The 26014-nt window shown below is 37.9% G+C and carries 27 protein-coding genes; 2 read left to right on the top strand and 25 right to left on the bottom strand.

Annotated features, from left to right (window positions below):
* From BMX10_RS07965 to BMX10_RS08045, 17 genes are all read right to left on the bottom strand, one after another.
* The gene (locus BMX10_RS07965; RefSeq protein ID WP_090442042.1) at positions 1-549 is read right to left on the bottom strand and encodes a BMC domain-containing protein; all 549 of its coding nucleotides are present in this window, start codon (positions 547-549) and stop codon (positions 1-3) included.
* Positions 546-1892, bottom strand: a complete 1347-nt coding sequence (locus BMX10_RS07970; RefSeq protein WP_090442045.1) for a 4Fe-4S dicluster domain-containing protein — start codon at positions 1890-1892, stop codon at positions 546-548. Before BMX10_RS07970 ends, BMX10_RS07965 begins: the two co-directional genes overlap by 4 nt.
* 19 nt (positions 1893-1911) lie before the next feature.
* Positions 1912-2190 carry a EutN/CcmL family microcompartment protein gene (locus tag BMX10_RS07975; protein WP_090442048.1) on the bottom strand — a complete coding sequence of 93 codons (279 nt, stop codon included), beginning with the start codon at positions 2188-2190 and terminating at the stop codon, positions 1912-1914.
* Positions 2191-2204: 14 nt separating this feature from the next.
* Positions 2205-2849 (bottom strand): phosphate propanoyltransferase, encoded by a 645-nt coding sequence (locus tag BMX10_RS07980; protein WP_090442051.1) that lies wholly within the window; start codon positions 2847-2849, stop codon positions 2205-2207.
* 12 nt (positions 2850-2861) lie between these two features.
* Positions 2862-3140 (bottom strand): BMC domain-containing protein, encoded by a 279-nt coding sequence (locus BMX10_RS07985; protein ID WP_139176406.1) that lies wholly within the window; start codon positions 3138-3140, stop codon positions 2862-2864.
* A 131-nt stretch (positions 3141-3271) separates the two neighbouring features.
* Positions 3272-3565 carry a BMC domain-containing protein gene (locus tag BMX10_RS07990; protein ID WP_090442055.1) on the bottom strand — a complete coding sequence of 98 codons (294 nt, stop codon included), beginning with the start codon at positions 3563-3565 and terminating at the stop codon, positions 3272-3274.
* Positions 3566-3592: 27 nt separating this feature from the next.
* Positions 3593-3871, bottom strand: a complete 279-nt coding sequence (locus tag BMX10_RS07995; protein WP_170834739.1) for a BMC domain-containing protein — start codon at positions 3869-3871, stop codon at positions 3593-3595.
* A gap of 46 nt (positions 3872-3917) precedes the next feature.
* Entirely contained in the window at positions 3918-4229 is a 312-nt protein-coding gene (locus BMX10_RS08000; protein ID WP_090442061.1) for a BMC domain-containing protein, read from the bottom strand.
* Between the two features lie 13 nt (positions 4230-4242).
* Positions 4243-5454, bottom strand: a complete 1212-nt coding sequence (locus BMX10_RS08005; RefSeq protein ID WP_244272668.1) for a zinc-dependent alcohol dehydrogenase — start codon at positions 5452-5454, stop codon at positions 4243-4245.
* Between the two features lie 12 nt (positions 5455-5466).
* Entirely contained in the window at positions 5467-6870 is a 1404-nt protein-coding gene (locus tag BMX10_RS08010) for an aldehyde dehydrogenase family protein (RefSeq protein ID WP_090442064.1), read from the bottom strand.
* Positions 6834-7841, bottom strand: coding sequence for a cob(I)yrinic acid a,c-diamide adenosyltransferase (locus BMX10_RS08015; RefSeq protein ID WP_090442066.1), 1008 nt, complete (start codon positions 7839-7841; stop codon positions 6834-6836). Before BMX10_RS08015 ends, BMX10_RS08010 begins: the two co-directional genes overlap by 37 nt.
* Positions 7842-7845: 4 nt before the next feature.
* Positions 7846-8181: a glycerol dehydratase reactivase beta/small subunit family protein gene (locus BMX10_RS08020; protein ID WP_090442071.1), complete on the bottom strand. Its 336-nt coding sequence runs from the start codon at positions 8179-8181 to the stop codon at positions 7846-7848.
* 2 nt (positions 8182-8183) lie between these two features.
* A complete protein-coding gene (locus BMX10_RS08025) occupies positions 8184-9995 on the bottom strand; it encodes a diol dehydratase reactivase subunit alpha (protein ID WP_090442074.1) in 1812 nt (603 codons plus the stop codon).
* A gap of 13 nt (positions 9996-10008) precedes the next feature.
* Positions 10009-10404 carry a diol dehydratase small subunit gene (locus tag BMX10_RS08030; protein WP_090442077.1) on the bottom strand — a complete coding sequence of 132 codons (396 nt, stop codon included), beginning with the start codon at positions 10402-10404 and terminating at the stop codon, positions 10009-10011.
* 19 nt (positions 10405-10423) lie between these two features.
* Complete coding sequence (locus BMX10_RS08035; RefSeq protein WP_090442080.1) at positions 10424-11047, bottom strand: propanediol/glycerol family dehydratase medium subunit; 624 nt, start codon at positions 11045-11047, stop codon at positions 10424-10426.
* A 13-nt stretch (positions 11048-11060) separates the two neighbouring features.
* Complete coding sequence (locus tag BMX10_RS08040; RefSeq protein ID WP_090442083.1) at positions 11061-12725, bottom strand: propanediol/glycerol family dehydratase large subunit; 1665 nt, start codon at positions 12723-12725, stop codon at positions 11061-11063.
* A 17-nt stretch (positions 12726-12742) separates the two neighbouring features.
* Positions 12743-13576 (bottom strand): class II aldolase/adducin family protein, encoded by an 834-nt coding sequence (locus BMX10_RS08045; protein ID WP_090442085.1) that lies wholly within the window; start codon positions 13574-13576, stop codon positions 12743-12745.
* A gap of 284 nt (positions 13577-13860) precedes the next feature.
* Between BMX10_RS08045 and BMX10_RS08050 the strand changes: the two genes are divergently transcribed.
* Together BMX10_RS08050 and BMX10_RS08055 are read left to right on the top strand one after the other, a co-directional pair.
* Positions 13861-15282, top strand: coding sequence for a rhamnulokinase (locus tag BMX10_RS08050; RefSeq protein WP_090442088.1), 1422 nt, complete (start codon positions 13861-13863; stop codon positions 15280-15282).
* 98 nt (positions 15283-15380) lie between these two features.
* A complete protein-coding gene (locus tag BMX10_RS08055; RefSeq protein WP_090442091.1) occupies positions 15381-16151 on the top strand; it encodes a DeoR/GlpR family DNA-binding transcription regulator in 771 nt (256 codons plus the stop codon).
* A gap of 141 nt (positions 16152-16292) precedes the next feature.
* Here BMX10_RS08055 and BMX10_RS08060 read toward each other — a convergent pair whose 3' ends face one another.
* The 8 genes from BMX10_RS08060 to BMX10_RS08095 all read right to left on the bottom strand — a co-directional run bounded on the left by BMX10_RS08060 (position 16293) and on the right by BMX10_RS08095 (position 25887).
* Positions 16293-16619 (bottom strand): L-rhamnose mutarotase, encoded by a 327-nt coding sequence (locus BMX10_RS08060; protein WP_090442094.1) that lies wholly within the window; start codon positions 16617-16619, stop codon positions 16293-16295.
* Between the two features lie 70 nt (positions 16620-16689).
* Complete coding sequence (locus BMX10_RS08065) at positions 16690-18402, bottom strand: methyl-accepting chemotaxis protein (RefSeq protein ID WP_170834740.1); 1713 nt, start codon at positions 18400-18402, stop codon at positions 16690-16692.
* Between the two features lie 254 nt (positions 18403-18656).
* The gene (gene rhaS, locus BMX10_RS08070; RefSeq protein ID WP_090442100.1) at positions 18657-19721 is read right to left on the bottom strand and encodes a rhamnose ABC transporter substrate-binding protein; all 1065 of its coding nucleotides are present in this window, start codon (positions 19719-19721) and stop codon (positions 18657-18659) included.
* Between the two features lie 103 nt (positions 19722-19824).
* The gene (locus BMX10_RS08075) at positions 19825-20817 is read right to left on the bottom strand and encodes an ABC transporter permease (RefSeq protein WP_090442103.1); all 993 of its coding nucleotides are present in this window, start codon (positions 20815-20817) and stop codon (positions 19825-19827) included.
* Positions 20818-20820: 3 nt separating this feature from the next.
* A complete protein-coding gene (locus tag BMX10_RS08080) occupies positions 20821-21828 on the bottom strand; it encodes an ABC transporter permease (RefSeq protein ID WP_090442106.1) in 1008 nt (335 codons plus the stop codon).
* A 28-nt stretch (positions 21829-21856) separates the two neighbouring features.
* Entirely contained in the window at positions 21857-23374 is a 1518-nt protein-coding gene (locus BMX10_RS08085; RefSeq protein WP_090442109.1) for a sugar ABC transporter ATP-binding protein, read from the bottom strand.
* A gap of 75 nt (positions 23375-23449) precedes the next feature.
* Positions 23450-24766 carry an L-rhamnose isomerase gene (gene rhaA, locus BMX10_RS08090; RefSeq protein WP_090442112.1) on the bottom strand — a complete coding sequence of 439 codons (1317 nt, stop codon included), beginning with the start codon at positions 24764-24766 and terminating at the stop codon, positions 23450-23452.
* Positions 24767-24891: 125 nt separating this feature from the next.
* Positions 24892-25887 (bottom strand): LacI family DNA-binding transcriptional regulator, encoded by a 996-nt coding sequence (locus BMX10_RS08095; RefSeq protein WP_090442114.1) that lies wholly within the window; start codon positions 25885-25887, stop codon positions 24892-24894.
* Positions 25888-26014: the final 127 nt, after the last annotated feature.

Here is a 26014-nt window from a genome sequence, read left to right on the forward strand (position 1 = left end):
TTACATGATGGATTGCCATATTTTTTCATCTGGATTTGGAATAACAGAATGATTTAATAAGGTTCCATCCTTTTCTATCGTTTTGCAAGCTGCTTTTATGGCTGCATCAACTGCTGCAACCTCTCCTGATAAAAACAAATAGCTTTTTCCACACATCCCTCTAGCAACTCGGATTTCAATGATGGATACATGAGCTGTTTTTGCTGCTATATCCGCTGCAACAATGATGGATGCTGCAGAGAAGGTTTCAATTACTCCTAGAGCACCTGCTTCCTTTATTTCCGACATACCATACATAGCAGGAAAAATACTGTCATGGGGATTTCCTAATATAAAGCTGTCTATCAAATCTTGGTTTGATTCTTTTTTTCCATTTTCTATCGCTGTATTTACAGCGCTTAGCTTTCCAGAAATAAGTACAATATATTTTCCAGGGCAAACTGTTTGAGCCTGCAGGATCTCTACATCTGCACTTTTTACCATTTTATCTGCTGCTGTAATTCCTGTAGATACAGTTTTATATTCTATTAATCCTATCGCTTGCTTCATGCATGATCACCCCGGACACGTATATTTATTGTACTGCTATTGACATCTATTATTTCACCGTCAACACTGGCATGGATCTTTGCCCCCAGCTTCCCTTCGGGAATGTCTCCAATTAATTCTCCTGTTTTTACCTGCATCCCTCTTTGTACTATTGGTATAGCAGGCTGACCTATATGCTGTTGAAGGGGTATCCTTACAACATCTGGATTACACTGCTGAAAATCCAGTGGCGCATGTACATCATATTTCTTTAATCCTAAGGCTTCAATTAATCTTTCCTGTGGAATCAGTCTGCTATTTCTCATGAAATGAAGCTTTTCTTCATGATAATCAGATGTATGTGGCTTAATCCCCTGTTGGCTCAATTTCTTTTTAAAGGGCTCCATAAGTTTTTGTGGTGATAAGCCTTGATGACAGGCTATTTTTTCACAAACACCACATCCACAGCAAGCTAAAGTCATGGTAAAGGCTTTTGCATCCTTTGTAATACCATGTGCAATTTGATTCATAAAGCGATGGGGCTCTATACTGTGGCCTAAGAGATATCTCGGGCACAAATCGGTACACATCCTGCATTGAGAACAAACTGACATTGCTCTTTTAATATGGAAGGATGGACGTATTTTCCGTGATAATACAAGCTTATGGTTTGAAGGCAGTACAATTAAAGCCTTTGTAGTCTTGGTAACAACCTCCTGACCATGAAGGAGGGTTCCTGTCATAGGTCCCCCCATAAGAATACTATAATCCTCTGTTTTAGCTCCTCCCCCACAGGCGATGGCTTTTTCTACAGTAGTGCCTATAGGAATAGGGAGGGTACAGGGTTTTTCTACTTCTCCTACTACAGTAACATAGGTGTGGGTCACAGGTTGGTGGTAATTTAGTCCGTGATATAGGTTTAAAACAGTTTCTACATTTAGAACCATTGCTCCTACTTGGATGGGTAATCCCCCTTGGGGAACAATCTTGTTTGTTACTTCATAAATAAGATTTACTTCATCACCAGCAGGATAGATATGGGGTAAAATCTTTATCTTTAGTGAATCATAAGTAGATATTATGGCAGTTACTGCATCTAAGGCATCCTTGTAGGTGGATTTGATGGCTATAATTCCTTCCTCTGCCTCTAGGGCCACCACCATATGGGATAGGGCCTCTAATATTTCAAAGGTATATACAGCCATCAGCTGACGGTCTACTCTTAATAAGGGTTCACATTCTGCACAGTTCAAGATGACTGTTTTTACTTTATTGTTCAGTTTTACATGAGTAGGAAAACCAGCTCCTCCAGCTCCTACGATGCCACATTCAAAAGCAGTCTCTACAAGTGTTGTCCTATTCATAATATCACCTTACCCATCTCTATTTTGCTAAAACAATATCCTTTTCATCGTCTACAATACCCACAATAGCTGCATCCACGGGAGCTTCCCTCATGTCGCATCCTACCCTAGCCGCGCTTCCAAGAGCAATCAACACTATATCACCTGTCCCTGCCCCTACATTATCAATGGCCACAATCTTGCTAGCTTCTCTATGCTGCATCTTTTCCAAAGGCTCTACAATTAAAAACTTATTCCCAACCAAGTTGCTATTTTTTCTCGTGCATATTACGGTTCCAATTACCTTGCCCAAAATCACTGTTTTCCCCCCTATTAAGCTTTCATCTTTTTCTTTAACACAACATGATCCCCAGATATAATGCCCATGCCATTTGCTTCATCTGTATCAAGATGCATCTCAAGGGTGAAGCTTTCATCAACTCTTACTTGTACATCGTCAAATGTACCGCCTCTTTTTCCAACAATCTCCACAGTTACAATTTCCTGATCTCTAACACCAAACCTAAAAGCATCTTTAGGAGACATATGGATATGACGATTAGCAATGATGCAGCCCTCCTCTAAATATACAACACCCTTAGGTCCTACAATTGCAATAGGGGCGGAGGCTTTAAGATCACCAGATTCCCTTACAGGAGGGTTAATACCTAATTTTATTGCATCAGTTCTTGCCACTTCCACTTGAGTTTTAGAACGTATTGGTCCTAGTATTCGTACATTCTCTATTGCTTTAAGCTTTGTGCCAACAATAGTAACCATTTCTGCTGAGGCAAACTGCCCCCCCATTAACTCTTTTTTCTTTTTTAATTGATAATCTTCTCCGAATAGTGTATCTAAATCTTTTCTACTGATATGAATATGGCGAGCGGAAACGCCTATAGGTATTCCGCCGCTTTCTTTACTAGATAATTCTTTCATTACTGTTTTAGTAATAAGATCTATGATTTTTTCTTCCACAATGACCACACCCTATTTCATCTTAGGAAGAATTCCTTCTACATCTCCATGAGGTCTTGGAATAACATGAACAGCTACAATTTCTCCTAATCTTTCTGCTGTACTTGCTCCAGCTTCTACAGCTGCCTTTACTGCTCCTACATCTCCTCTTACCATTACACTTACTAAACCTGAGCCTATTTTTTCTGTCCCAACTAATACTACATTTGCAGCCTTTACCATAGCATCTGCTGCTTCAATTGCCGCTACCAACCCTCTAGTTTCTACCATTCCCAATGCTTGTCTTTCCATTTTAATTTCCTCCTTTAATAATGGTTTTTTTATTTCTTTAGAAGCTTTTTCTTTATTCTCTTTTTTTAATTCTTCTTTTTCTTCTGTCTTTACATTTTCTTGATTTTTTTTGGTTTTTTCAGACATTTTCTTCACCACTTTTCTATTTGTTGCTTTTGTGCACTTTTTTCTATCATTTTGATTGTCTCCTCATGAGGATTAGCAATTACTCCATGAGCGGCAACGGGATAAAGCGTATCCCTTGTCCCATGATCTATAGCTTCCTGCACAGCCGATACACTGCCTTTAATGATCATGGTTACAAGTCTTCCTCCCAATTTCTTTTCCCAGGTTACCAATTCAACATCAGAGGTTTTCAACATCCTATCTAAAGCTTCAATAGCAGCCGTCAACCCCTGAATCTCTAAAAAACCAACCGCATACATAACTTGCCCTCCTATAGACCTATAATCTTATTTAAACATAGGAAGAATTTTTTCTACTTCTGTGTTTGGTCTTGGGATTACATGGGCAGCCACCAATTCTCCTAATTTCTCTGCAGCACTAGCCCCTACATCCACCGCTGCTTTTACTGCTCCTACATCCCCTCGCACCATTACTGTTACAAGGCCAGAGCCAATTTTTTCTGTTCCAATTAAAGTTACATCCGCTGCTTTTACCATTGCATCAGCTGCCTCAATGGATGCTACTAATCCTCTAGTTTCCACCATACCTAATGCTTCCTGTGCCATTATCAACGCCTCCTAAGAATAATATTTTAAATTATATTTTTTCACCTTATTTTTTGAAACACTGTAGTTTCAGTAATTTTTCTGTATCCTTTTCTGGTCTGGCAATTACATGACTGCTTACAACGCCGGATACTTCGCTAGCAACTGTGATCCCAGCTTCTATCCCCGCCTTAACATCTTCTATACTTCCTCTAATTTTTACTATTACAATTAAGGGAACCTTTAATTTTTCTGCATTCGCAGGCTTGTTATTATCAAAAGCTTCTATGGTTATATTGCCGGCTTTGCAAGCAGCATCCGCTGCCATGAAAGCTGCCGTAAGTCCATAAACCTCTAGAAATCCTACCGCCTCACCCATTTAGGTCACTCCCTTACCTATTGTTCACATAGGCCACTTTGATTCCTTCCAGCCTCATATTGACTTCCATCGCTTCGTTAAGTTCCTCAAGAGAAAAACGATGGGTGATTAACTCTTCAACTGGAAGACCAATTTCATTTGCTCTTTTTAGGAAGTCAAAAGTGGTTGGATAATCCTGAATTGTATAAATCCAAGAGCCCACTACTGTAATTTCTTTTTGACAAATGTCCCAATGAGGATTAATGGTGCAATCTCCATTATCTACGAAAAAACCTACTTCGCAAAGTCCACCGCCACGCTTAACAAATTTCCATATATTTGAAGCTGCTTGTGGAACCCCAGTACATTGGAAGGCAAAGTCACAGCCTTTACCAGTAGTAATCTCCTTGACTGCTGAGATCAGTTCCTCAGTGCTTCTATAATTTTTAAAGTTTAGTATTTTAGTAGCTCCTAAGCCCTTTGCCATGGCTAATCTTTGGTCATCTCCATCGATGGCAATGATGTTTAATACTCCCATGGTTTTCAGTACTGCAATTAGTAGCAAGCCTATGGGGCCACAGCCTTGGACCAAAGCTGTGCTATTAAATTTTAATAATCCTGTAGTCTTGGCTCTCTCTACCGCATGGATCACAACTGCTGCTGGTTCAATTAATAGTCTTTGATTTAGATTCATATCGTTTACTTGGAAGAAGGTAGAATTTTTTCTAAGAACAATATATTCTCCAAACCAACCATTTAAATGGTACTCATCATCAGGCAATAGTCCATATACATTGGTATCCTCCAGGAGATTACTTTTACTCGGGTCTACTGCCGCGGCATCCTCTGGTGCTTTATTGATGACACTGGTAACAATTTTATCTCCAATTTTTACTGGCTTTCCAGCACTGTCAATTTTCACATTTTTGCCTAGCTTTACGATTTCTCCTGTTCCTTCATGTCCAAGGACAACTGGTATTAGGTTAAAGGGATCTCCTTTGTATTCATGGAGGTCGGTACCACATACCCCACAACCCTCTACCTTTACAAGAATTTCATCCTCTGATATGGTTGGAATAGGAAATTCCTTTACTTCTATTTTCTGTATATCTGTTAACACTGCTGCTTTGCAGGTGTTTGGTATCCTTTGATTATTGTTGATTCCTTCTTTGCTGTTAGAGGTTCCCTGCATTTCCATTAATACTTGTTTTATAATGGCTTCAATTTGCACTTGATTTGTCTCCAACTTTTTCCCTCCTTATCTTATAGATAAATTATCTGACAGTACACATCTCCTGCTTTTGGTAAAGGTTTTGGTGGAGGTTAATCCTTCCCCTGTTTTGCTAGCAATTGTGAAGCTGCAATATCCTTCGCCGCCAAAGCCTAAGGCTGCATAGGAGGGCGCGTTTTTCACGAAAATTGCTGTGTCTATTGCTTTCCCAAACCTTGTAAGATTGTCTACATTTTTTGAATGTATGTGGGCAGAATGACGATTTCCATGCTCCAGCTCCTTAGCTATATCCATAGCCTCTTGAAAATCCTCTGCCCTGATAATCCCTAGGACAGGCATCATTAGCTCCTCTACAACAAAGATATGATCTCTAGGGGATTCAAAGATGATACATCGAATATCTTCCTCAACCTCTACACCGATTCCCCGCAATATCAGCTTTGCATCCTTACCTACCCATTCTCTTCTTACCATTGGATGTCCCTTAGATGTATCTAAAAGCAGGTTAGCTAATTTCCCAACTTCCTGCCAGCTTGCTTTATAGCATCCATTTTCTTGCATATAGTAAAGGAGTTCATCAGTTATTTTATTTACTGCAATCACTTCTTTTTCAGCGATGCAAGGAAGATTGTTGTCAAAGGTTGCTCCATTTACGATATCTTCCGCTGCTTTTTTTATGTCGGCGGTTTCATCAACCACAACCGGTGGATTTCCGGCACCTGCACCGATTCCCCTTTTACCTGAGGATAATACTGCTTGTACAACTGCTGGGCCTCCGGTTGCTACTAATAAAGGGATATCTATATGATGAAAAAGTACATCTGCTGTTTTTAAGGTAGGCTTTGTAACAGAGGTAGCAATATTGGCTGGTCCCCCTACCTCCATAGATGCTTCATTCAAAAGCTTTACTGCTTGATTAGAAACCTGTATGGCTCCTGGATGAGGATTAAAGACTACAGTGTTCCCTCCTGCAATCATTCCTATGGTGTTGCATATCACGGTTTCACTGGGATTGGTAGACGGAGTAACAGCTCCAATAACACCAAAGGGCCCCTGCTCTACCAAGGTAAGGCCTCGGTCTCCTGACCATACACCTGTAGTAAGATCCTCTGTTCCTGGTGTTTTTTCTGCCACCAGCTGATGTTTCAATACTTTATGACCTACACGCCCCATCCCTGTTTCCTGTACCCCCATTTCTGCCAACAACTGGGAGTTTTCAAGGGTTTTCTTTCTAATATTGCTAATAATCTTTTCTCTAAATTCTAAAGACATTTCCCTAAGCTGTTCTTGTGTATATTTAGCTGCCCTTATGGCGTCCTCCATGTCTTCAAATATTCCAAGTTCTTTTTGGATTGGAATTTCACTGGTACTTTGCAGCTTTTTTAAGACTTCCTTTACAATTTCCTGGATTTCTCTGTCTGCCACTGCCATTTAAGCACCTCCTCTACTTGTTCTATGCCATATTCAGCCAGTAAGATATCCTGCTCTGCACTACCCCCGCTTACTCCTAGGCCCCCAATAACTTTATTTTGAGCTTTTATGGGACAGCCTCCTCCAAAGGTTACAATTTTACCTTGGTTTGTATTTTGAATCCCATATAGGGGTTCTCCTGGTTTACAAAGCTTTCCTAACTCTTTCGTAGAGATTCTTACTGCTGCAGCTGTATATGCTTTGTTTACGGCAATATCGTAGCTTGCTGGTAAAGCATGGTCCATCACATGGACCCCTATCATATTTCCCTCACTATTTGCCACAGCTACAACTACTGGCAGTCCCATTTTTTTTGCTTTTATTTCAATCTTATCCATTAGTTTTTTTGCTGTCTCTAGTGTTAATTTTATATCCTTTTGCCCTATACCATCATGATGTTGAAGTACTTCAACCACTGCTTCTTCGATGATAGATTGAAAATCAACATATCGAGCAATGGTATAGAGATAATCTGATAATCGATTCATATACTGTTTTACTCTAGGTTCTACTGCATCCCGCTTATCTACAGTGATCAAATATCGCTCTCCACGCCTTGCAACAGTCCTAGCTATGTCCAGCATGGAGGATAATACAGTTTTTCCAGGTAAAACAAATTTTTTCTGTTTAGGAAATTGTGCTTGCAGTTTATCAATTTCCTTTTCTAAATACGTAATCTCTTTTTGTTGTATTTGCCATTCTTTTTTTTCGTCATTAGCCAAATCTGCCATAAGAAGCATTAGATTATTTTGTATAAGCTTTAAGGATTGAAGCCAGGGGGCATTTTTTTCAAAGCTAATGATCCAACCTATATAACTGTTCAATTCATCTAGGGTTCCTAAAAGATGAATTTTATCATCATCCTTTGTTAGGAATTTGCCCTGTAAATTGATTGTATTTCCTTCATCTCCACTTTTTGTGTATATTTTCATAACATCACCTTGCTTTAAAAGGGATTTTTTTTACATACCGTGCTGCATTGCTTCCCAATAGTCTAAATTCTTTCTTTTCCTTAGTATTAATTAAAAAAACAGGCGTGTTCTTTTTCATATGAACACATTGAAATAGTGCATGATAACCTTTTACAGCGATCCCTGCTCCTAATAGAGAATTATGAGCTGCATTCCAACCTAAATCGAATACATCCTTGTCTTCATTATAGGCAATTTCATATAAGCAGCCTTCTTCTTCTATTCCTGCGGTAATTTCCTCAAGCAATTCTTTCTCTGGATTATATACTGCAATATGAATCATAGGTTTTCGATATTCCATGTTTATCCTCCTACATAATGCATTAAAAGTCCGGTTGCTACTGCATTTCTAGGTCCTTCCTGCTGTCGGATATTCCCTCTTCCTGATACGATTTTATAATGAGAAAGTTCTTGAAGAATCATTTCAGGTATTTCAAAATCTAAGGCAGAACCCCCCACTAATACTACATTGGGTATGGTCCTGACTTCTTGCTTGGGAGCAATTTTTTTCAATGCCCGTATAGCATTCCTTATAAAAACCTTTTTCTTTGACTCCCTGCGTATTTGAAAAATTTTCTCCATAGAAGCATCACCTTCAATAGGAATCATTTCTTCTGCCATTACAACAACCCTACCATAATACTTTGGATGCAGTGGTTCATCATAGAAGCGTATTTCACCATTTTCCATCCTGATGTGGAATAAGCTTTCTACCTTCGCCAAAGGATACTTTTTTATGGCTTCTGCTAAATATAAATCCTTTAACCCTAATTCCTCAGAAATAAGTAATGTAACCAGTTGTCCAGCTCCTGCTAGATGAATAGATTGTACCATTCCATTTTCATTTAAAAGAGCTGCGTCTGTAGACCCGCCACCTAAATCCAATATAGCTATAGGAAGCTTTGTACCGGGGGTAGTTATTGCTCCTAGTACCGCCATTACTGCTTCAACCCCAGCAATTTTTGTGTGGACCCCTGTCATTTTTTGCAGTTTCTCTGCCACTCTCATCATGGGCAGTTTGTGGGTTTTTACCATAGCTGCAATCCCTACAGCCTTTTCCATACAGGTTTCACCTGCTATGCCCCCTTGAATCTCTACAGGTACTGTTGTATCAACAGCTAATAGGTCCTGTATATAAATTTGTTCTACTCTTTGTTCTGTCAACGTGGCCAAGGTTTCCTTCATTTTGTTTAGCATATTACCTACATTGGTTCCTTGTTGGCCTTCTATGTCTTTGATTTCCTTGACCTCTTCCAGCTTTACCATGATTTTCTCTGCACCATCATCAACATTTGCTTCCACACTATGATTTGGCCCATGTATATATAGGAAACCTGCATCGATCTTTTTTTCCTTTACTTCTCCTTTAGGGGTTTTGATCACCACTGCAGAACGATTTCCTACTAGACTTTTTGCTATGGGTACAATCCTTTGGGTTTCCTCAGGTGTTAGTTGAAAAAGAGAGGCAATACCATATGGATTAGAAAGGGTTTGTATGCTTTGTCCCGGTGGTGCCACCTCCACTGATGCCATTACACCCCTAGGTATTTTTTCAATATAACCTACCTCATCAATAATAGGTAGTTTCCTTTCCAAGCGATTGTAGACAAGAACGCCTTCATCTGCCTGCAAAATAACACCTGTAATATTTATTTTATTGCGTGCTTTATTGACTTTATCAGCAATTACTTCATAGGAATACATTTTAGATGCCACTATGATATAAGGATCTTGATTCATTACACTGTCTAAATCCTCTATGAAGATAATCTTTCCCGTCCCTAATCCTATTCCCCCTGGTGTGGAAGGATTATGCCCAATCATGGTTGACTCAGTGATAATGGTTTCTGTGATGGTTTCCATAGCTGTATCTCCAATCACAGGTGCTGCTTCATTTAACAGTATAACATCTAAATCCTCCACCCTTTTTCTAGAAGAATGAAGTGCCTTCTCTAAAGCTCCAATTACGCCTATAGTATTCTCCTGTGTTCCTTTTGTTCCTGTGGTAGTTGTCTGATTGCTGCTAACAAACTGAAGGGAGCCTTTTTCAGAGATAACACCAATACAAACCTCTGTTGTGGAATTCCCAATATCCACTCCTGCAATCCATTTCATCTTGCATGCTCCTTTAGGTTTTTAAAATACCTCGTTTTTCATATACAAGTGCACTTTCTTCTATCATTTTTCCACAGTCTATCGCCCCATATTGATTTTTTAAGGTTCTAGCCATCTCTAGTAGCTCCTGCTTTGTGGCACGATAGGGTCGTAATTTATCATAGATTTCTAGTATCAGTTCATCTGGTACTTCTGTCAGCTCACTAGCACGGTTAAAGTTTTGCTGCATCTGCTGTCTCCCATGTTTTTTAGCAATGTCTCCTTGCTTTTTCAACGCTTCCTTTGATATCTTTATGTCATCAGCAGAGATTTTTCCCTTCATGATATTCTCAATGGTAATATCCTTTAATGTCTTTCCTGTTTTCGAACGTATACTTTCCTTGCTATTGTGGGATAAGGAATACATCATCCATCTTCCCCCTCTCTATTTATACATTCTTAAATTCTATGGAAGGATTCTTTCTTTTTACTTCCTCAGTTTCCTTTATATGCATTAATGCTGCTTTTACTTGATATTTTGGTCGGACCATATGATCGTTTTCAACTGCAATGGGAATAACAGGCAACCCCTTAGCATATCTGGCTGCATTTTTGCCGATTTGCCTATACAATTCTAGGGTTAATAGAGGTGCTTGAGGAAAAAGCTCTAAATTGGTTAGAGGATATAGATCCTTTTGATGAATCAAAATGGTACCCTTTGATTGAAGTCCTATTCCTATACCAGAACCACTTAGACTTGCTGCCTCTTTTCCTATAAAGGCCACATCTGAGGTCTTGTAAACTTTAATCACCCTCGGGTACATTCCTTCTTCTTCTATCCCAGCCTTGATTTCTCTAAGAACTTCTCTGTGATCCAGTCCATTGATGGTTCTTGTTATTTCCTTTAAATAACCTGGTCCTACTCCAATCACTACTTCCTTAACATCATTTCCTTTTTTTGCTTCATCCCTTCCATAGGATGCCGAATAGCCTATTGTCTTACATTCCACTTTTCTCATTTCTTCTACAACCAGCTTGGTGATTTCTTTAATGAGTTCTTCGTTGATCTTCATATACTCACCACCTTTAAAGCCCATTGAAATCGATGGTATGAGGAATTTTCTTAATTTCTTCCCATCTTTTTTTGCTTACCCGATATCCCGTGCCAGGTCCTTGATAGTCATTTTTATCGTTTATTCCGCTAATCACCTGAAAATCTTCATCTAATATAGCGGAGGTTTGTAAATAATCTCCTGTGATCCTCTGCTTTAACATCTCTAGAATACTTTCTGCCACCTCTGTATATCCAGTTTCCTCTAGTGCCTTTACAATATCAATTCCGCTGGTTCCCTTTTTCATCAGTTCATCTACAGAGGCTAAATCCTTTACTACATCACGATCCGGCATGTCCTTGCTGCCATGAGCATAAGCTGCCGCTTCAACTTCTTCATCTGTAATGGGATTTAAGGATAACCTTGCAAATACTGCCTGCAATACCTTTGCTGCTTTTCGTCGAACCTCGATCACTTCTTCCTCTGCTACTGGCTTTAATCCACCATCCACCATTAAATCTCTTTGAAGTATATTATAATCATCAAAATCTTCAGCATCAAAATTAGAGCCGGCAAAAACATTATCATAATTTGGTGTGCCGCTGTATCCTGAAAAGATAAAATCTGTTCCTGGCAAAAACTGCATCATGGTCCTTGCTGTTCTTCTTATGTCAGAATGTGAAAAGGTCTGATCATTGGAGGAAGCAACCTCTAAATCTAACATCGCTGCAATAAGATTTTCTGCCAATACCCCCCGGATGCCTGATGGTACTGAGGCTGCGATTCCGATACAACTGACGGATCCATTTTGCAAGCCTTGAACACCTGCTCCCTTGGTAACCATGATACAACGGGTTTCTAAGTAGAGCATGGATTTCCCTTCTGCATTCCCCATAAGTACTTCAGAGCCTGTTCCAGAGGTGAAACGCATCTTTAATCCTCTTGAAGCATATGCAGCAGCTAAAAATGCTTTTGAGTAGGGAGTATCATCGCCATCAATAAATACTTCTTCTGTCCCATATACGGATATTGTCTCAGCGTATGTAGTAAAACCCCTTATGCCTAATGCTAGTTCTGTGGCTTCTTCCACTGCACATTGAGTGAGGACGCCTCTTTTTCCTACCTGAGATCCAATTAAAAGGGCAATGGCGTTCATAGGGGCATAACGGGCAATAGCTACAGTAGTCTCTTCTTCTCTGAAGCCCCTCAAGGCTCCCTCCGCTGCATCTGCCGCTATTTGGGCTGGATGATCCTTCATGTTTGTAATATGGGCTTGATTTGAAGGGGTTTTCCGAACCCGCATCTTTTGCATAGCCATCATCATTTCTACTACGTTTAGATGGTTTACCACTTCTATGATTTTTGCTGGTGTTAAACCCTTTACTATATCGATAACTTCTTTTCTAGATACATGGATATCCACCATTTTCCTAGCAATATCCAAGGAATCTAAAGACATTGATTGTTGAGAGGAAGCGATATCAATGGTATAATCTGCAATAAATTGATCAATAAAGTCAAAGTCTTCTCTTTTTTTTCCATCCATCTCTATAATCATGCCCCGTTGAACCTTTATAGAAGGCGTTGGGTCATAAGGACTCTCCATTGCTACAAATCCTTTTTCCGGCCACTCATCGATAAATCCATCTTTATTTACAGGACGTTGGTCCAAAATTTCAAATCGTTTTGATCGTTTCATGGACCTTACCTCACTTTCTATTGCATACCCATTTGTTCAATTACTCTTTTTGTAACCTCTGCAACTACTTTTGCTACATCGCTATCCTGTACCTGTGGTGCTGCAACACTTCTATTGCTTCCTGCTTCCGAAGCTACAGCGTTACATCCTGTGGTACATTGCTCTCCACCAATTTCGTTACAGATCTCAGCAGGATGTCTTCCAGCTAATCCAAATTGCTTTCTTAATTCATATAAACGCTCCACCTGTGCCCCTGACAGCTCCTTAGGCCCACCTAATTGTGTTGAAATGCATAGAAGCTTTGCATAAAACTCTAAGGACTCCATCTTGTGGTATGCAGTTGTTAAATCTGCTCCATAGCTTAAGGCACCATGGTTCTCAAGTAATACAGCATCATAATGCTGTAGATATTTTGAAACTGCATCAGGGATCTCCTCGGTGGAAGGTGTTCCATACTCGGCAATCGGTACACAACCAAGGGCGATCACTGCTTCTGGCATAATTGGTTTAGTTAGTGGAATGCCAGCTATAGCAAAGCTAGTAGCATAAGGAGGATGAGCATGAACCACTGAGTTTACATCAGCTCTTTCCTTATATACACGTATATGCATTTTGATCTCAGAAGAAGGTCGATATTTACCATTTGCCGCCAGAACCTTTCCATCCATATCTACTTTGCAGATCATATCCGGAGTCATAAAACCTTTACTAATTCCCGTAGGTGTAGCTAAGATTTCTTTATCATTTATTTTTACTGTGATATTGCCATCATTAGCAGCTACAAATCCACTATTATACATTCGCTTCCCTATTTCACAAATCTGTTTTTTCACTTCGTATTCTGAAAACATTATTATCCATCTCCTTTTTGTTTTTCTTTTTATATCTTTGTATATCTGTATATTATCATTTTAATTAAGAGAAGTCAACAAAAACACAAATGATTTAACTGCTTTATAATGTCTTTTTTATTTGTTTCTAATTCAATCTATAGGTACATATATACTAATATTCTTGGTTAAAGTGATAATAAATTGATTGTAGAATTCCTATAATTTATGGTATAATTAAAACAACATTTATAAAGCAAAACAAAGAAAAATAAATTTTATTACATGCTAAAGGAGGAAAATTCATGTGGGATCAGAAGACAGTTAACTTAGCCTTTGACTTTGGAGCTTCTAGCGGAAGATTAATGATGAGTTCCTATGATGGAGATAAGATTGTGTTAGAGGAGGTACATAGGTTCCCCAATGAGCCAGTCTATCTTAATGACAATTATTATTGGGACTTTCTTCGTTTGTTTCATGAAATGAAGACTGGATTAAAAAAAGCCGCTGCTTTGAATGTAAAAATCTCTAGTATAGGAATAGATACATGGGGAGTAGATTACGGTCTTTTAAATGAAGAGGATGAGCTAATAGGGAATCCTTTTAATTATAGAGACAATCGTACAGATGGGATTCTGGAAAAAATCGAGAGTACTGTTCCATATTCTGAAATTTATAATATAACAGGCATTCAGCATCTCTCCTTTAACACCTTATATCAACTATATCATGATGTTCACTACAGAAGCTCTATGATGTCCAATGCCAAAACGCTGCTATTCATACCTGATCTATTTAACTTCTTTTTGACAGGTAATAAATTTAGTGAATATACAATTGCATCTACCTCCCAGATGCTGGATTGTAAAGAGCTTACATGGTCATTTGATTTATTAAATATGCTGAAGATTCCGACTGATGTTTTACAACCTATTATCCACCCAGGAGAAATATATGGATACCTGCAGGATTCTGTCGCTAAAGAGGTAGGTTTAGAGGCTGGTATTCCTATAGTTGCCATTGGTTCCCATGATACTGCATCTGCCGTTGCTGGGATCCCTCTAAAAGATTCTAATCAAGTGTATTTAAGCTGTGGAACCTGGTCCCTGCTAGGTATGGAATTAGATGAGCCTATTATTAATGAAACAGCCCTGAAGTACAATTTTACTAATGAAGGCGGTGTTTCAAATCGTATCCGCTTCCTTAAAAACATCAATGGCCTATGGCTTATTCAACAGCTAAAGAAAAACTGGCAGCACTTAAATATTGATTACCCACAAATCAGTAAGGAAGCCTTGGAGGCCGTCAAAAATCATTTCGTCATCGACACCAATGACAAACGCTTTTTAGCACCTTTAAATATGGCTGAGGAGATCCAAAAGTATTGTAAAGAAACAAATCAGGGGGTTCCAGAGACTGTTGGGGAAATCGCCCGAGCTGCATATAATGGTTTAGTTAATCAATATAAGCAAACAGTTGAACAGCTGGAGGAGGTAACTGGCGTCAGCGTTGACGGCATTCATATGGTAGGTGGAGGAATTCAGGATGAGTTTTTATGTCAGCTTACTGCTAATGTCCTTAATAAAAAAGTAACTGCCGGACCTATAGAATCCTCTGTTTTTGGAAATGTGATTCTTCAGCTGATGGCTATTGACAAAATCAAGTCATTGGAAGAAGGCCGAGATATTATTGCTAAATCATTTGAAATAAAGGAATATACCCCTTAAAGGAGAAGTATAGCAAAAGCGTTTAAAGAACTTTTAAAATGATGCATTATAGGATATAATTAAAAACAACTTTTTATAGAGTAGAAAGGAAGTTTAACATGTTAGCTGTTGAACGAAGAAAAAATATCATGGCAATGCTGCAGGAAAATCATGTAGTAGTTGTGCCGGAATTAAGCAAATTGTTAAATGTAACTGAGGAAACCATAAGAAGGGATTTAGAAAAATTAGAGAAGGAAGGCTTTTTAAAAAGGACCCACGGTGGTGCCGTATTAAATGAAAGCTCTGGTATAGACCTGCCCTTTTCCCTGCGGGAAATAACCAATGTTGAGGGAAAAGAAGCCATTGGCAACAAAGTGGCAGAGTTTATCCATGATGGGGATACCATCATGCTGGATTCTAGTTCTACAGCATTGCAAATAGCAAAGTATATTAAACAGAAAAAAAACATTACTGTTATAACCAACTCTGTCAACATTCTTTTAGAGCTAACGAATGTAAAAGAATGTAAAGTTATTTCTACTGGAGGTATATTAAGACCTCATTCTTTATCTTTTGTTGGTCACTTAACAGAAAGCGCTTTAGGAAAATATCATGTAGACAAAGCATTTATCTCCTGTAAAGGTATTGATATGAAAAAGGGTATCTCAGAATCCAATGAAATGGAGTCAGAAGTAAAGAAAAAAATGGTACAAAATGCAGAAAAAGTTTTTCTTGTGGTGGATTCAACTAAATTTGATAAAACCTCCTTTGTAAAGCTATTGCAGTTATCAGAAATAGATGCGATTGTTACTGATGAAAGCCCTTCTGATCCATGGGAAAAATATTTGCAGAATGCAGGAATAGAAGTGATTTATAGTAAGTGTTTATAAGAGAGCTCTATAAAACCTATATGCCGTAAAACAAAAGCAAAAACTCCTTTTAGGAATTCAATTCAAAAGAATTTAGTTCCAAAAGGAGTTTTTCTATATATTAAAGGGGGGGAGATAGCAAAGTTACTAAGGTAATTGCTTTTACTCTAGGTAAAATACTTCTTTTAAAAATTGAATAGGTTCTTCTTCTTGAAAATCAAAAGATCCCTCCACCATTTTACTGGTGATTGCATTCCATCTTTGACATGATTCACTATTATCTATATATTTAAATGCTTTTTCTACATCATCACATTCAAAGCAGTAAAAAAACTGATTACCATTCTGAAAAATTGAATAATTCCTTATTCCAGCTTTACTATGTTCTTGCATAATCTCATCCCATGGATCTAAATGCATTTTTACATACTCATCCAGGCATTCTTCTTTAACCTTCCATGTCCAAGCATATTTATTACTCTTCTTCATTTTATACCACCTCATAAAAAGATTTTTTGAATTCTCTTTTTAACAATAGCATTATATTTGTCTCTGCATATTACATTTTAAATTTTTTTATCATGCCACTAAGCTCTTCAGCCATGTTAGTAAGTACAGAAGCAGAGGAAAGTATCTCCTCTAGGCTGGCAGTTTGTTCTTCTACGGATGCCGCCACCTCTTGACTGCTGGCTGATGTTTGTTGTGTGATATCATTAATTCCATTACTCAATTCATTCACTTTTTCTATTTCTAAAGCCATTTTTTCGATTTCATGACTTATTTCTCTTATCTGATTATCTACATCCTCACTGGTCCCTACTATGGCTTCAAAGGCTTCTCTTGCCTTCAATGCAATATCATTTCCTTCTTTAGCCTCTTTTACACCATCTACCATACTGCTTGCAACCTGCTGTGATTTACTCTGTACTTCTACCAGCATTTCATGGATTTCTTGAACTGCCTCTGTAGAGTCTTCAGCAAGCTTCCTTACTTCATCAGCAACAACTGCAAAGCCCTTACCATGCTCTCCTGCCCTAGCTGCCTCAATAGCAGCATTTAACGCAAGTAGATTAATCTGAGATGCTATATTCTCAATGGTGTTTAAAGCTCCACTTATTTGATTAGAGCGTTGGCCTAGAATTTCTGTTACTGATTGGGTAGAGAGGATTTTTTCTTCAATAACCTCTAGCTGTTGAAGAAGTTCTTCCATTTTACTATTACCAATTTCTGCTGCCTCCGTAGCCTTCACAGAAGCATTCAGAACAATTACACTTTGATTCCCTACATTATCATTACTTTGAAACAATTGGTTTGCAGCAGCAACAGTTTTTTCAGATTGTTGAGCTTGCTCCATAGCTCCCGATGAAACTTGACTAATACTAGTAGCAATTTGTTCACTGGCAGCTGTTGTCTGTTTTGCACTTTCCTGTAAAAATGTAGCAGATTCAGCTACCTTTTGACCATTTTCACGAATACTTCCAATCAATAGTCTAAGATTTTCACCCATTTTATTAAATGCCTGTGCTAATACTGCAACATCATCATTGGAATTGATGGTTACTGCTTCTACCTTTAAATTTCCCTCAGCAATATTCTCAGCATATTGGGCAAGTTTCCCTATTGTACCCGTAATTTTTTTAGTAAAAATAAAAGCACCGCCTATGCTTAATATTCCTATAATCAAGATCGCAACTATTATTAACAACCCTGCTCGATTTACTCTTTGATTAAGGTCGTCTTTCATTATCTGATATTCATTAAGCTCTGCGGCTATAAATTGTTCAATACTGTCCTTCAAAAAACCTCTTACTCTTCTTTCCTCATCATTTTGCGCTACTACCTGACTCATATCCCTATTATCAGCAGCTTCAACCGATTGGTCGATAATACCTCTATAGGTGATATAGTATCTTTCCACAGTATTTTTTATGCTTATTCCGTCTTCACTTACAGCATAACTATCTAATTCTGTGATGTTATTCATCATATTGTCTAGGATTCCATAAATATTTTCCCTGTCTTGCGGTTCTCTATCAAATGCATAATCAGATAACAGTTCTGGAACAATATCTGCTCTATTTCTTACATCATTGGCAATCATAATGGTTTCTACCATGGTATCTAATGTATCCATTTGATTTCTTAGCATAAAATATGATGTGATACTAATGCTGCCCATCAACAATACAATCACGATAAACCCTAACATTAGCTTGCCTTTTAGGTTTAAACCCCTTTTTTTTGCAAAAGTAAAAACATTTTTGTTCTTCATTGGTCCACCTCCCAAAAACTCTTGAAAGTTTTTATCCATGCTTTGCCATTTTAACTTGGTAGACCTATAATGATGGATTTAGCCATGCATGAATTTTCATCATTATGTAAATTGTTAGTGTTTGTTATGAAATGCCTATTGGAAAGAAATGATTTCCAATAGGCATTTCTATAACTGTGTTTTCTATCATTAACCATATTGCTCTTTTATAAAAGAGCAATATGCATATTTAAACTGTAAATGAATACTGACTCTTAATATACATCCTTCCACTCATTGATATTGTCTGCATCAAATCTGAATGGGTCTCCCAGCATAACTTCTGTTCCACCATCACTAGCTTCAATAACTTCTTTTGCTCCAAGATGCCCAGCATCAAAAGTATCTCCCACTGCACCTGTGATAGTACCTTCTACCAATGCATAGGAAGCATAACCTCCAAGATATCCAAGATCAATTGGATTCCACAGGTACATCCATTCACAAACACCATTTTCAATATAGGCAGCCATTTCACTTGGTAATCCAAGACCAGTTAAATGAACCTCTCCTTGTAAACCTTGATCAGTTAATACTCTACCTGCTGCTGCAATACCTACGGTAGTAGGAGCAATGATTCCCTTTAGGTTAGGGAAAGATTGTAATAATGCTTCTGTCTCAGAAACACTTTTATCTCTTAGGTCATCACCATAAGCAACTCTTACTAGCTCCATATTGTCATACTTAGGATCTTCAAGCTCTGTCTTCATCCACTCAATCCAAAGATTTTGGTTTGCAGCTTGAGAAGTAGCACTAAGAACAGCAATTTCACCTTCTCCGCCAATCATGTCATAGACAGCCTCGATTTGAACACGACCAATTCTTTCAGGATCTGCTTGGTTAATATGGACCATACGACTATCTGGATTTGTAGTTGAATCCAGTGTTAGTACTGTAATACCTTGATTCATTGCTCGTGTAAGGACTGGCTGTAAAGCATCATAATCGTTTGCTGCTAGAGCAATAGAATCTACCTGCTGTGCTATAAGTTCTTCTATCATTTGAATTTGCGCCTCAGCAGTTGGCTGATCAGGAGCTCTTAAAATTGCTTCATGTCCTAATTCTTCGATAGCTGTTTTAAATCCTTCCATCATCTTTTCACCAAAAGGATTCCCTGTGTTTTTAAAGATGATAGCATGTCTTTGCTTTGCTTCTGTAGCATCCCCTGCTTCTACAGGAGCCTCTTGACCACCTGTCTCCTCTGGAGCACTTTGACTACACCCTGTAAAAACCGTCAACACCATTACAAGACAAATCAGTATCGCTAACATTTTTTTCATTTTCTTTCCTCCCTTTTTTTTATTGCTTTTATTATATACTAAGCAGCTTTTACTGCTGTATATACATCGTTAGGTTTCCATCTTGTGTCTATTGTTATTGTTATTATGCTTCTTTAGCTTTTTTTCTTTTCTTAAACTTTATATTTGGAATCATAACAGAGAATATCAACAGCATCCCTATAATAATCAGCAACACCTGTGCAGATGTATTAATAAGACCTAATCCATAACGAAGAAATCCAATAATAAAGATGGATAGAATGGTACCAATCATCCTGCCTTTCCCTCCAGCTGTGCTGACACCGCCTAAAACAACCATTGCAATTACATCTAGTTCATATCCCATGGCAACATTAGGCCTTGTACTGCCCATTCTTGAGGTAAGAAACAAGGCTGTTACACTGGCCATTAATCCAGCTAAAGTAAAGACGATAATCTTAATTTTATCCACTTCTACACCAGAGAATCTACTGGCAGTATCATTATTCCCTATGGCAAAAACCCGTCTTCCAAAGGTGGTTTTATGTAACAGCAAGCCATAGATCACAGCACAGATGGCAAAGGCAATGAGCATAAAGGGAATCTTTCCTACATAGCCCCATCCAAGGTAGCTAAACCACATTGGAAAGCCTCCTGAAGCTTGATTTTCAAGTATAACATAGGCAATGCCACGATAAATTGTCATGGTAGCTAATGTCACAATAACTGCTGATAACTCTTTATATTTGGTAATTAGAAACCCATTGATAAAACCACAGGTTGCTCCTACCAAAAGACAAATCATCATAGCTAGTCCCATTGGTAATCCTGCATTATATAAAACCGCCATAACAACTGCAGATAATGCAACAGTAGAACCAACTGATATATCAATATCCCCCATGATAATTACAAAAGCCATGGGAAGTACTATAAATGCTTTATCAAGAAATGCCATAGTTGCATTTAGTAAATTGTTTGTATTCAAGTAGTAAGGAGAAAAATTAGCATTCATAATGTTAATCAATATAAAAATCAAGACAAGCATCCATTCCCATTGGAGGAAAAAGCTTTTTATATCAAATTGTTTTTTATTGGTTATAATTCTTTTTTCCATAGCTTATATATTCCTCCTCACAAGATTTTTTCTTTCAGCATTTCTCTTTACTAATACATTGATCAATACAGCGCCAAGGATGATAAATCCTTGTATTGCCTGCTGCCAGAATGGTGATATCAGCAATAGAGGAAGGGCATTATGTAAAATCCCTAAAAGCAGCGACCCTAAAATAATCCCGGAAATTTTCCCTGATCCCCCTGCAATACTAACTCCTCCTAAAACACAGGCAGCTATAACATTCAGTTCATAACCCATTGCTGTATCCCCTTGAGCTGATGCAAATTTAGAAACCCACAGCACCCCAGATAGTCCAGCAAGAGATCCCATAATACCATAAACCATGATTAAAATTTTATCAATGTTGATACCGCTGATTTTAGCAGAATCAGGATTACTTCCTACAGCATAGATTTGTCTTCCTGTTCTGGTATGATTAATAAAATAGTAGAAAATTATATAGATTACAATTGCTATAAAAACTAATGTATTAATCCCCATAACCTTACTGGTTGATATGGATTGAAAACTATCCGGCATTTGATGCGCACTTACCCAGCTCCCTCCACTTACCATGAAGGTAAGACCTCTAAATACATTCATCATACCTAATGAGGCAATGATTGGAAGAATCCCTGCCTTGCCAACCAGTACGCCTACTATTAATCCACAAACTGTTCCCACCAAGATTCCTATTAGAATTACCAAAATCGGATGCATATCAGGATTGGCGCTTACAGTTAAGGCTGAAATCATTCCAGACAAAGCTAATGTAGCACCAATAGACAAGTCAATTCCTCTAGTAATAATAACAAGCATCATACCTACTGCAAGAATACTCAAGATGGCTGTGTTTGTAATCATATTGGTGAGATTACTAACGGTTAAAAATCTAGGATTTCTTATCTGTACTGCAACCGTTAGAATTATAATAAATACCAGTAAACCCAGCTCTCTAAATTTTGAAATATTCTCAGCTTTCATCATGTTTTGTATATTTCTTTTAAGCATAAACGGCCCCCATCTCTTATACTTTATCCTACAGCGATCCTACATCCTCTGTAGTCTTGTTCACCATAGCTGCTTTAAGAATAGTTTCTTGGGTTACATCCTTATTATCTAGAATGCCAGTTACTCTACCTTCCTTCATGACAACGATTTTATCGCTCATTCCAAGTACCTCAGGCATTTCAGAGGAGACCATAACAACTCCGTAGCCCTGAGATGCCAATTCACCCATTATTTCATAAATAGCAGCTTTTGCACCTACATCAACTCCTTTAGTAGGTTCATCTAAAATGATAATTTTCAGATCAGCTGTAAGAAGCTTAGCAACAACTACCTTCTGCTGATTTCCACCGGATAATGAGCTTGCTAAATCAAAAATACTGTTAGCCTTTACATTCACCTTTTCCGCCAGAGTTTTCGCTACTTCATCTTCCTTACTTTCTAGCAGCCAACCTTTTTTTGAATATTTTTCCAAAGTTGGAAGGGTAATATTTCTACCTATTCCCCATTGCAGCATTAATCCCTGTTGCTGGCGATCTTCAGGTAGGTAGCCTATACCAAGTTGAATTGAGTCCTTCGGACTTTTAATAGTAACCTCCTGCCCCTCCACATACACCTTACCCTGATTATAGGGCATTATTCCGAAAATAGCCTGACATACCTCTGTCCTGCCTGCACCAACTAGTCCCGTTAAGGCAAGTATTTCACCTTCATGAAGGGTAAAGGAAACATCCGCAAAATGACCGGTTTTCCCAAGACCTTCAAGCCTCAGTATTTCCTTACCTATTTTCGCTTCTATTTTTGGAAACAATTGGGTAACCTCACGCCCTACCATAGCTACAATAAAGTCTTCCTTAGATACTTCATTGATTCCCCATGTTCCAATGTATTTACCATCTCTAAAAACAGTAACTTTACTGGCCAGTCTATACATATCTTCAAATCTATGAGAAATGAAGATAATAGAAGCTCCATCATCCCTAAGCTTCTCTGTGATCCTATACAACTCTTCACTTTCCCTATTTGTAAGAGCTGCAGTAGGTTCATCCATAATGATAATTTTTGCCTTAGTAGATAACGCTTTTGCAATCTCTACTATCTGTTGCTGTGCAACACTTAAAGTTCCCATCTGTGATCTAGGGTCAATGCTTGATCCCAGTTCTTCTAAAAGCTCTTTTGCTTCTGCATGCATTTGCTTCCACAAAATTCTCTTGGTTGTTTTATCTACCTTTTCATGTCCCATAAAAATGTTTTCTGTAACAGTCAAATCAGGGTAGCAGGTAACATGCTGATAAATAGCTGCGATACCTAGCTTTTGAGCATCTCTAGGGTTATCAAAGGTCACTTCTTCTCCATTTAAAAGCATTTTGCCCTCATCAGGGGAATGAACCCCAGTGATGATCTTTATAAAAGTGGATTTACCCGCTCCATTTTCTCCCATTAAAGCATGGATTTCCCCTGGCTTTAATTGAAAGTGAACGTTATCCAAGGCTTTTACACCAGGAAATATTTTTGTAATTCCATTGAGTTCAAGTACATAATTAGACACTTTCTATGCCTCCATTCTTTTCTCTTTAACTCACAGTGAGGATTGATTCATAATTGTATTTTAAGAGTCTGTAAATTATAAAGAGCAGGCAGGTTCTCCTTCTTCCTCACCTCTAGCATGATCCCTATCTAGTAAAACCTCTTTTTCATAAGCTTTAACTTCCTGCAGCCAAGCCTCTCTAACCGGTACGTTTTTCTTTAAGCAGTAATAATCCCAAACTGCTCCAAAAGGATAAGACTTTATCTCCTCTAATAAAGCTAGTCTAGTAGTAAAATCTCCGCTTAATTCAGCTTCTTTTAAAGTGTTTGTCGGCTCCAGCATTGCTCTCATCAGTGCCTTGATTGTATTTCTTGTTCCAATTACCCAAGCTGCTATTCGGTTAATGCTTGCATCGAAAAAGTCTAAGGCTATGTAGGTTTTATCGAACAAATCATTTACTACTAACTCTCTAGCGATTTCCATCAACTCATCATCCATAATGACTACATGATCACTATCCCATCTCACAGGTCTGCTGACATGTAATAATAACTTGTCTAAAAATAGAGCCATGGATGAAATTTTATTAGAAACCGTCTCTGTTGGATGGAAATGTCCAACATCTAAGCAAAGAACCTTATTATTCTTCAAGCTGTATCCCATATAGAATTCATGGGAGCCTACTACATAACTCTCTGAACCTATGCCGAAAAGCTTACTCTCCACTGCATCCACATTGTAATTCTCATCTAATTTTTCTTCAAATATTGTATCTAAGGATTCCTGTAACCTCTTTCTTGGTCCTAATTTATCAATAGTTATATCTTTAAATCCATCTGGTACCCATATGTTGGTAACACAAGGAATACCTAGCTCTTTACCAAAGTATTCACCTATTCTCCTGGAGGCTTTGCAATGCTCTACCCAAAACTCTCTTATTTCTTTCTTGGGATGACTTAATGTTAACCCTTCATCAGAAAATTCATGAGAAAAACAAGTTGGGTTAAAGTCTAAACCTAGCCCGTGTTTTTTTGCCCATTCTACCCAGTTTTGAAAATGATGAGGCTTCAGCTGGTTTCTATCAACTTTTTCACCTGCAGTTTCAGCATAGATGGCATGTAGATTTACTTTATGAGTGCCTGGAATTAGAGATAATGCCTTTTCAAGGTCTGCTCTTAACTCATCAGCATTTCTTGCTCTTCCAGGATGATTTCCAGTTGTTTGAATTCCTCCCGTCAGTTCACCATCTGCATTTTCAAACCCTCTTACATCATCTCCCTGCCAACAATGGATAGATATCCTTATTCGTTCCAATGTTTCTAAAACCTTTTCAGTATCTATTCCAATTTTTGCATATAACTCTTTTGCCTGCTGATATGCTTCTTCAATCCTTCTAATATCTGTAGTTGTCATTTTGTACCTCCTTTATATGACCCATGCTTAAATTCATTAATGGGATTGTAGGTTATATTCTTTATGGAAATCGATTTCATAAAGAGTAAAAAAATATGAAATCGATTTCCATTGCGACAAATTTTTTACGTGCTCTCACGTATAACCAATTCTCCTTTAATAGCTATGTTTTTATTGATATCATCTCTTTGCTCTATTTTATCTATCAGAAGATCTATGGTTGTTTTAGATATCTCTTTTATAGGCTGCTTATAGGTAGTCAGGGTTGGCTGTATGATTGTGCTTAGCTCAATATCATCATACCCCGCCACTGCTATGTCTTGAGGAATTTTCATTCCTTTATTGAGAAAATACTTCATTGTACCAATAGCCAATAAATCTGTACAGGCTACTATAGCAGACGGCTTGCGATCTAGGCTCCAAAAGTATTCACCAGCAATATACCCATCTTCTATTTCAAAATTTCCTTCAAACACTAATTCATTTTCTAGTGGTAGATTTCCATCAGCCAAAGCAGCTTTGTATCCTTCATAACGGTCAACAGCTACTTTGTAACTTTCTTTGGGCTTAATAAATCCAATTTTTTTATGCCCTTTCTCTATCAAATGAGCTACAACTTCCTTAATCCCATTAAAACCATCTGCATACACAAAGGCAGCATCTCTATGGTTTCCTATGTTGTCCATGAAGACAGTAGGTGTTTGTTTTGATATTTCCAAGAAGTAGTCACCCATTTTATTGTCTTCTTTATAACTAAATATGATTAATCCGTCAACACCTCTATGGATTAAATCTTCTACATACTTCTTTTTAAGCTCTTCTCCCGTACTGGCACTGCTGATGATAACATAATAATCCTGTTTTTTCGCTTCCCATTCCAGCTCTTGGATAAACCTATAGTAAAAGGGATTCGAGAAGCTTGGTATTACGATTCCAATCATCTTTGAACGTTTTGTTCTCAAGCCTTGTGCCATTAGACTAGGTTGATAGGATAGCTCCTTCATAGCTTTTATAATTTTTAATTCTGTCTCTTTATTTACCGGTGCTGTTTTGTTTAAGACACGAGACACAGTAGTTTTTGAAACACCTGCTAGCTTCGCTACGTCATTAATTGTTGCCACTTCTTCGCCTCCATGAAATCGATTTCTATTTCATTATATATAATTATTTTTGTAATTGCAATAGGTATTTGTGAAAAATTACAAATTTTTTATTAATTAAATTTTTCGAGGATTTTGGAAGTTTTAT

It is taken from the genome of Natronincola peptidivorans (genome assembly GCF_900111615.1).
Classification (GTDB): Bacteria; Bacillota; Clostridia; order Peptostreptococcales; family Natronincolaceae; genus Natronincola_A; species Natronincola_A peptidivorans.

Bases quoted from the DNA above. Each gene is read 5' to 3' on its own strand.
- BMX10_RS07965 (WP_090442042.1), bottom strand. From the start codon at position 549: ATGAAGCAAGCGATAGGATTAATAGAATATAAAACTGTATCTACAGGA.
- BMX10_RS07970 (WP_090442045.1), bottom strand. From the start codon at position 1,892: ATGAATAGGACAACACTTGTAGAGACTGCTTTTGAATGTGGCATCGTA.
- BMX10_RS07985 (WP_139176406.1), bottom strand. From the start codon at position 3,140: ATGGAAAGACAAGCATTGGGAATGGTAGAAACTAGAGGGTTGGTAGCG.
- BMX10_RS07990 (WP_090442055.1), bottom strand. From the start codon at position 3,565: ATGTATGCGGTTGGTTTTTTAGAGATTCAGGGGTTGACGGCTGCTATT.
- BMX10_RS07995 (WP_170834739.1), bottom strand. From the start codon at position 3,871: ATGGCACAGGAAGCATTAGGTATGGTGGAAACTAGAGGATTAGTAGCA.
- BMX10_RS08000 (WP_090442061.1), bottom strand. From the start codon at position 4,229: ATGGGTGAGGCGGTAGGATTTCTAGAGGTTTATGGACTTACGGCAGCT.
- BMX10_RS08010 (WP_090442064.1), bottom strand. From the start codon at position 6,870: ATGGCAGTGGCAGACAGAGAAATCCAGGAAATTGTAAAGGAAGTCTTA.
- BMX10_RS08015 (WP_090442066.1), bottom strand. From the start codon at position 7,841: ATGAAAATATACACAAAAAGTGGAGATGAAGGAAATACAATCAATTTA.
- BMX10_RS08020 (WP_090442071.1), bottom strand. From the start codon at position 8,181: ATGGAATATCGAAAACCTATGATTCATATTGCAGTATATAATCCAGAG.
- BMX10_RS08025 (WP_090442074.1), bottom strand. From the start codon at position 9,995: ATGAAATGGATTGCAGGAGTGGATATTGGGAATTCCACAACAGAGGTT.
- BMX10_RS08030 (WP_090442077.1), bottom strand. From the start codon at position 10,404: ATGATGTATTCCTTATCCCACAATAGCAAGGAAAGTATACGTTCGAAA.
- BMX10_RS08035 (WP_090442080.1), bottom strand. From the start codon at position 11,047: ATGAAGATCAACGAAGAACTCATTAAAGAAATCACCAAGCTGGTTGTA.
- BMX10_RS08040 (WP_090442083.1), bottom strand. From the start codon at position 12,725: ATGAAACGATCAAAACGATTTGAAATTTTGGACCAACGTCCTGTAAAT.
- BMX10_RS08045 (WP_090442085.1), bottom strand. From the start codon at position 13,576: ATGTTTTCAGAATACGAAGTGAAAAAACAGATTTGTGAAATAGGGAAG.
- BMX10_RS08050 (WP_090442088.1), top strand. From the start codon at position 13,861: ATGTGGGATCAGAAGACAGTTAACTTAGCCTTTGACTTTGGAGCTTCT.
- BMX10_RS08055 (WP_090442091.1), top strand. From the start codon at position 15,381: ATGTTAGCTGTTGAACGAAGAAAAAATATCATGGCAATGCTGCAGGAA.
- BMX10_RS08060 (WP_090442094.1), bottom strand. From the start codon at position 16,619: ATGAAGAAGAGTAATAAATATGCTTGGACATGGAAGGTTAAAGAAGAA.
- BMX10_RS08065 (WP_170834740.1), bottom strand. From the start codon at position 18,402: ATGAAGAACAAAAATGTTTTTACTTTTGCAAAAAAAAGGGGTTTAAAC.
- rhaS (WP_090442100.1), bottom strand. From the start codon at position 19,721: ATGAAAAAAATGTTAGCGATACTGATTTGTCTTGTAATGGTGTTGACG.
- BMX10_RS08075 (WP_090442103.1), bottom strand. From the start codon at position 20,817: ATGGAAAAAAGAATTATAACCAATAAAAAACAATTTGATATAAAAAGC.
- BMX10_RS08080 (WP_090442106.1), bottom strand. From the start codon at position 21,828: ATGCTTAAAAGAAATATACAAAACATGATGAAAGCTGAGAATATTTCA.
- rhaA (WP_090442112.1), bottom strand. From the start codon at position 24,766: ATGACAACTACAGATATTAGAAGGATTGAAGAAGCATATCAGCAGGCA.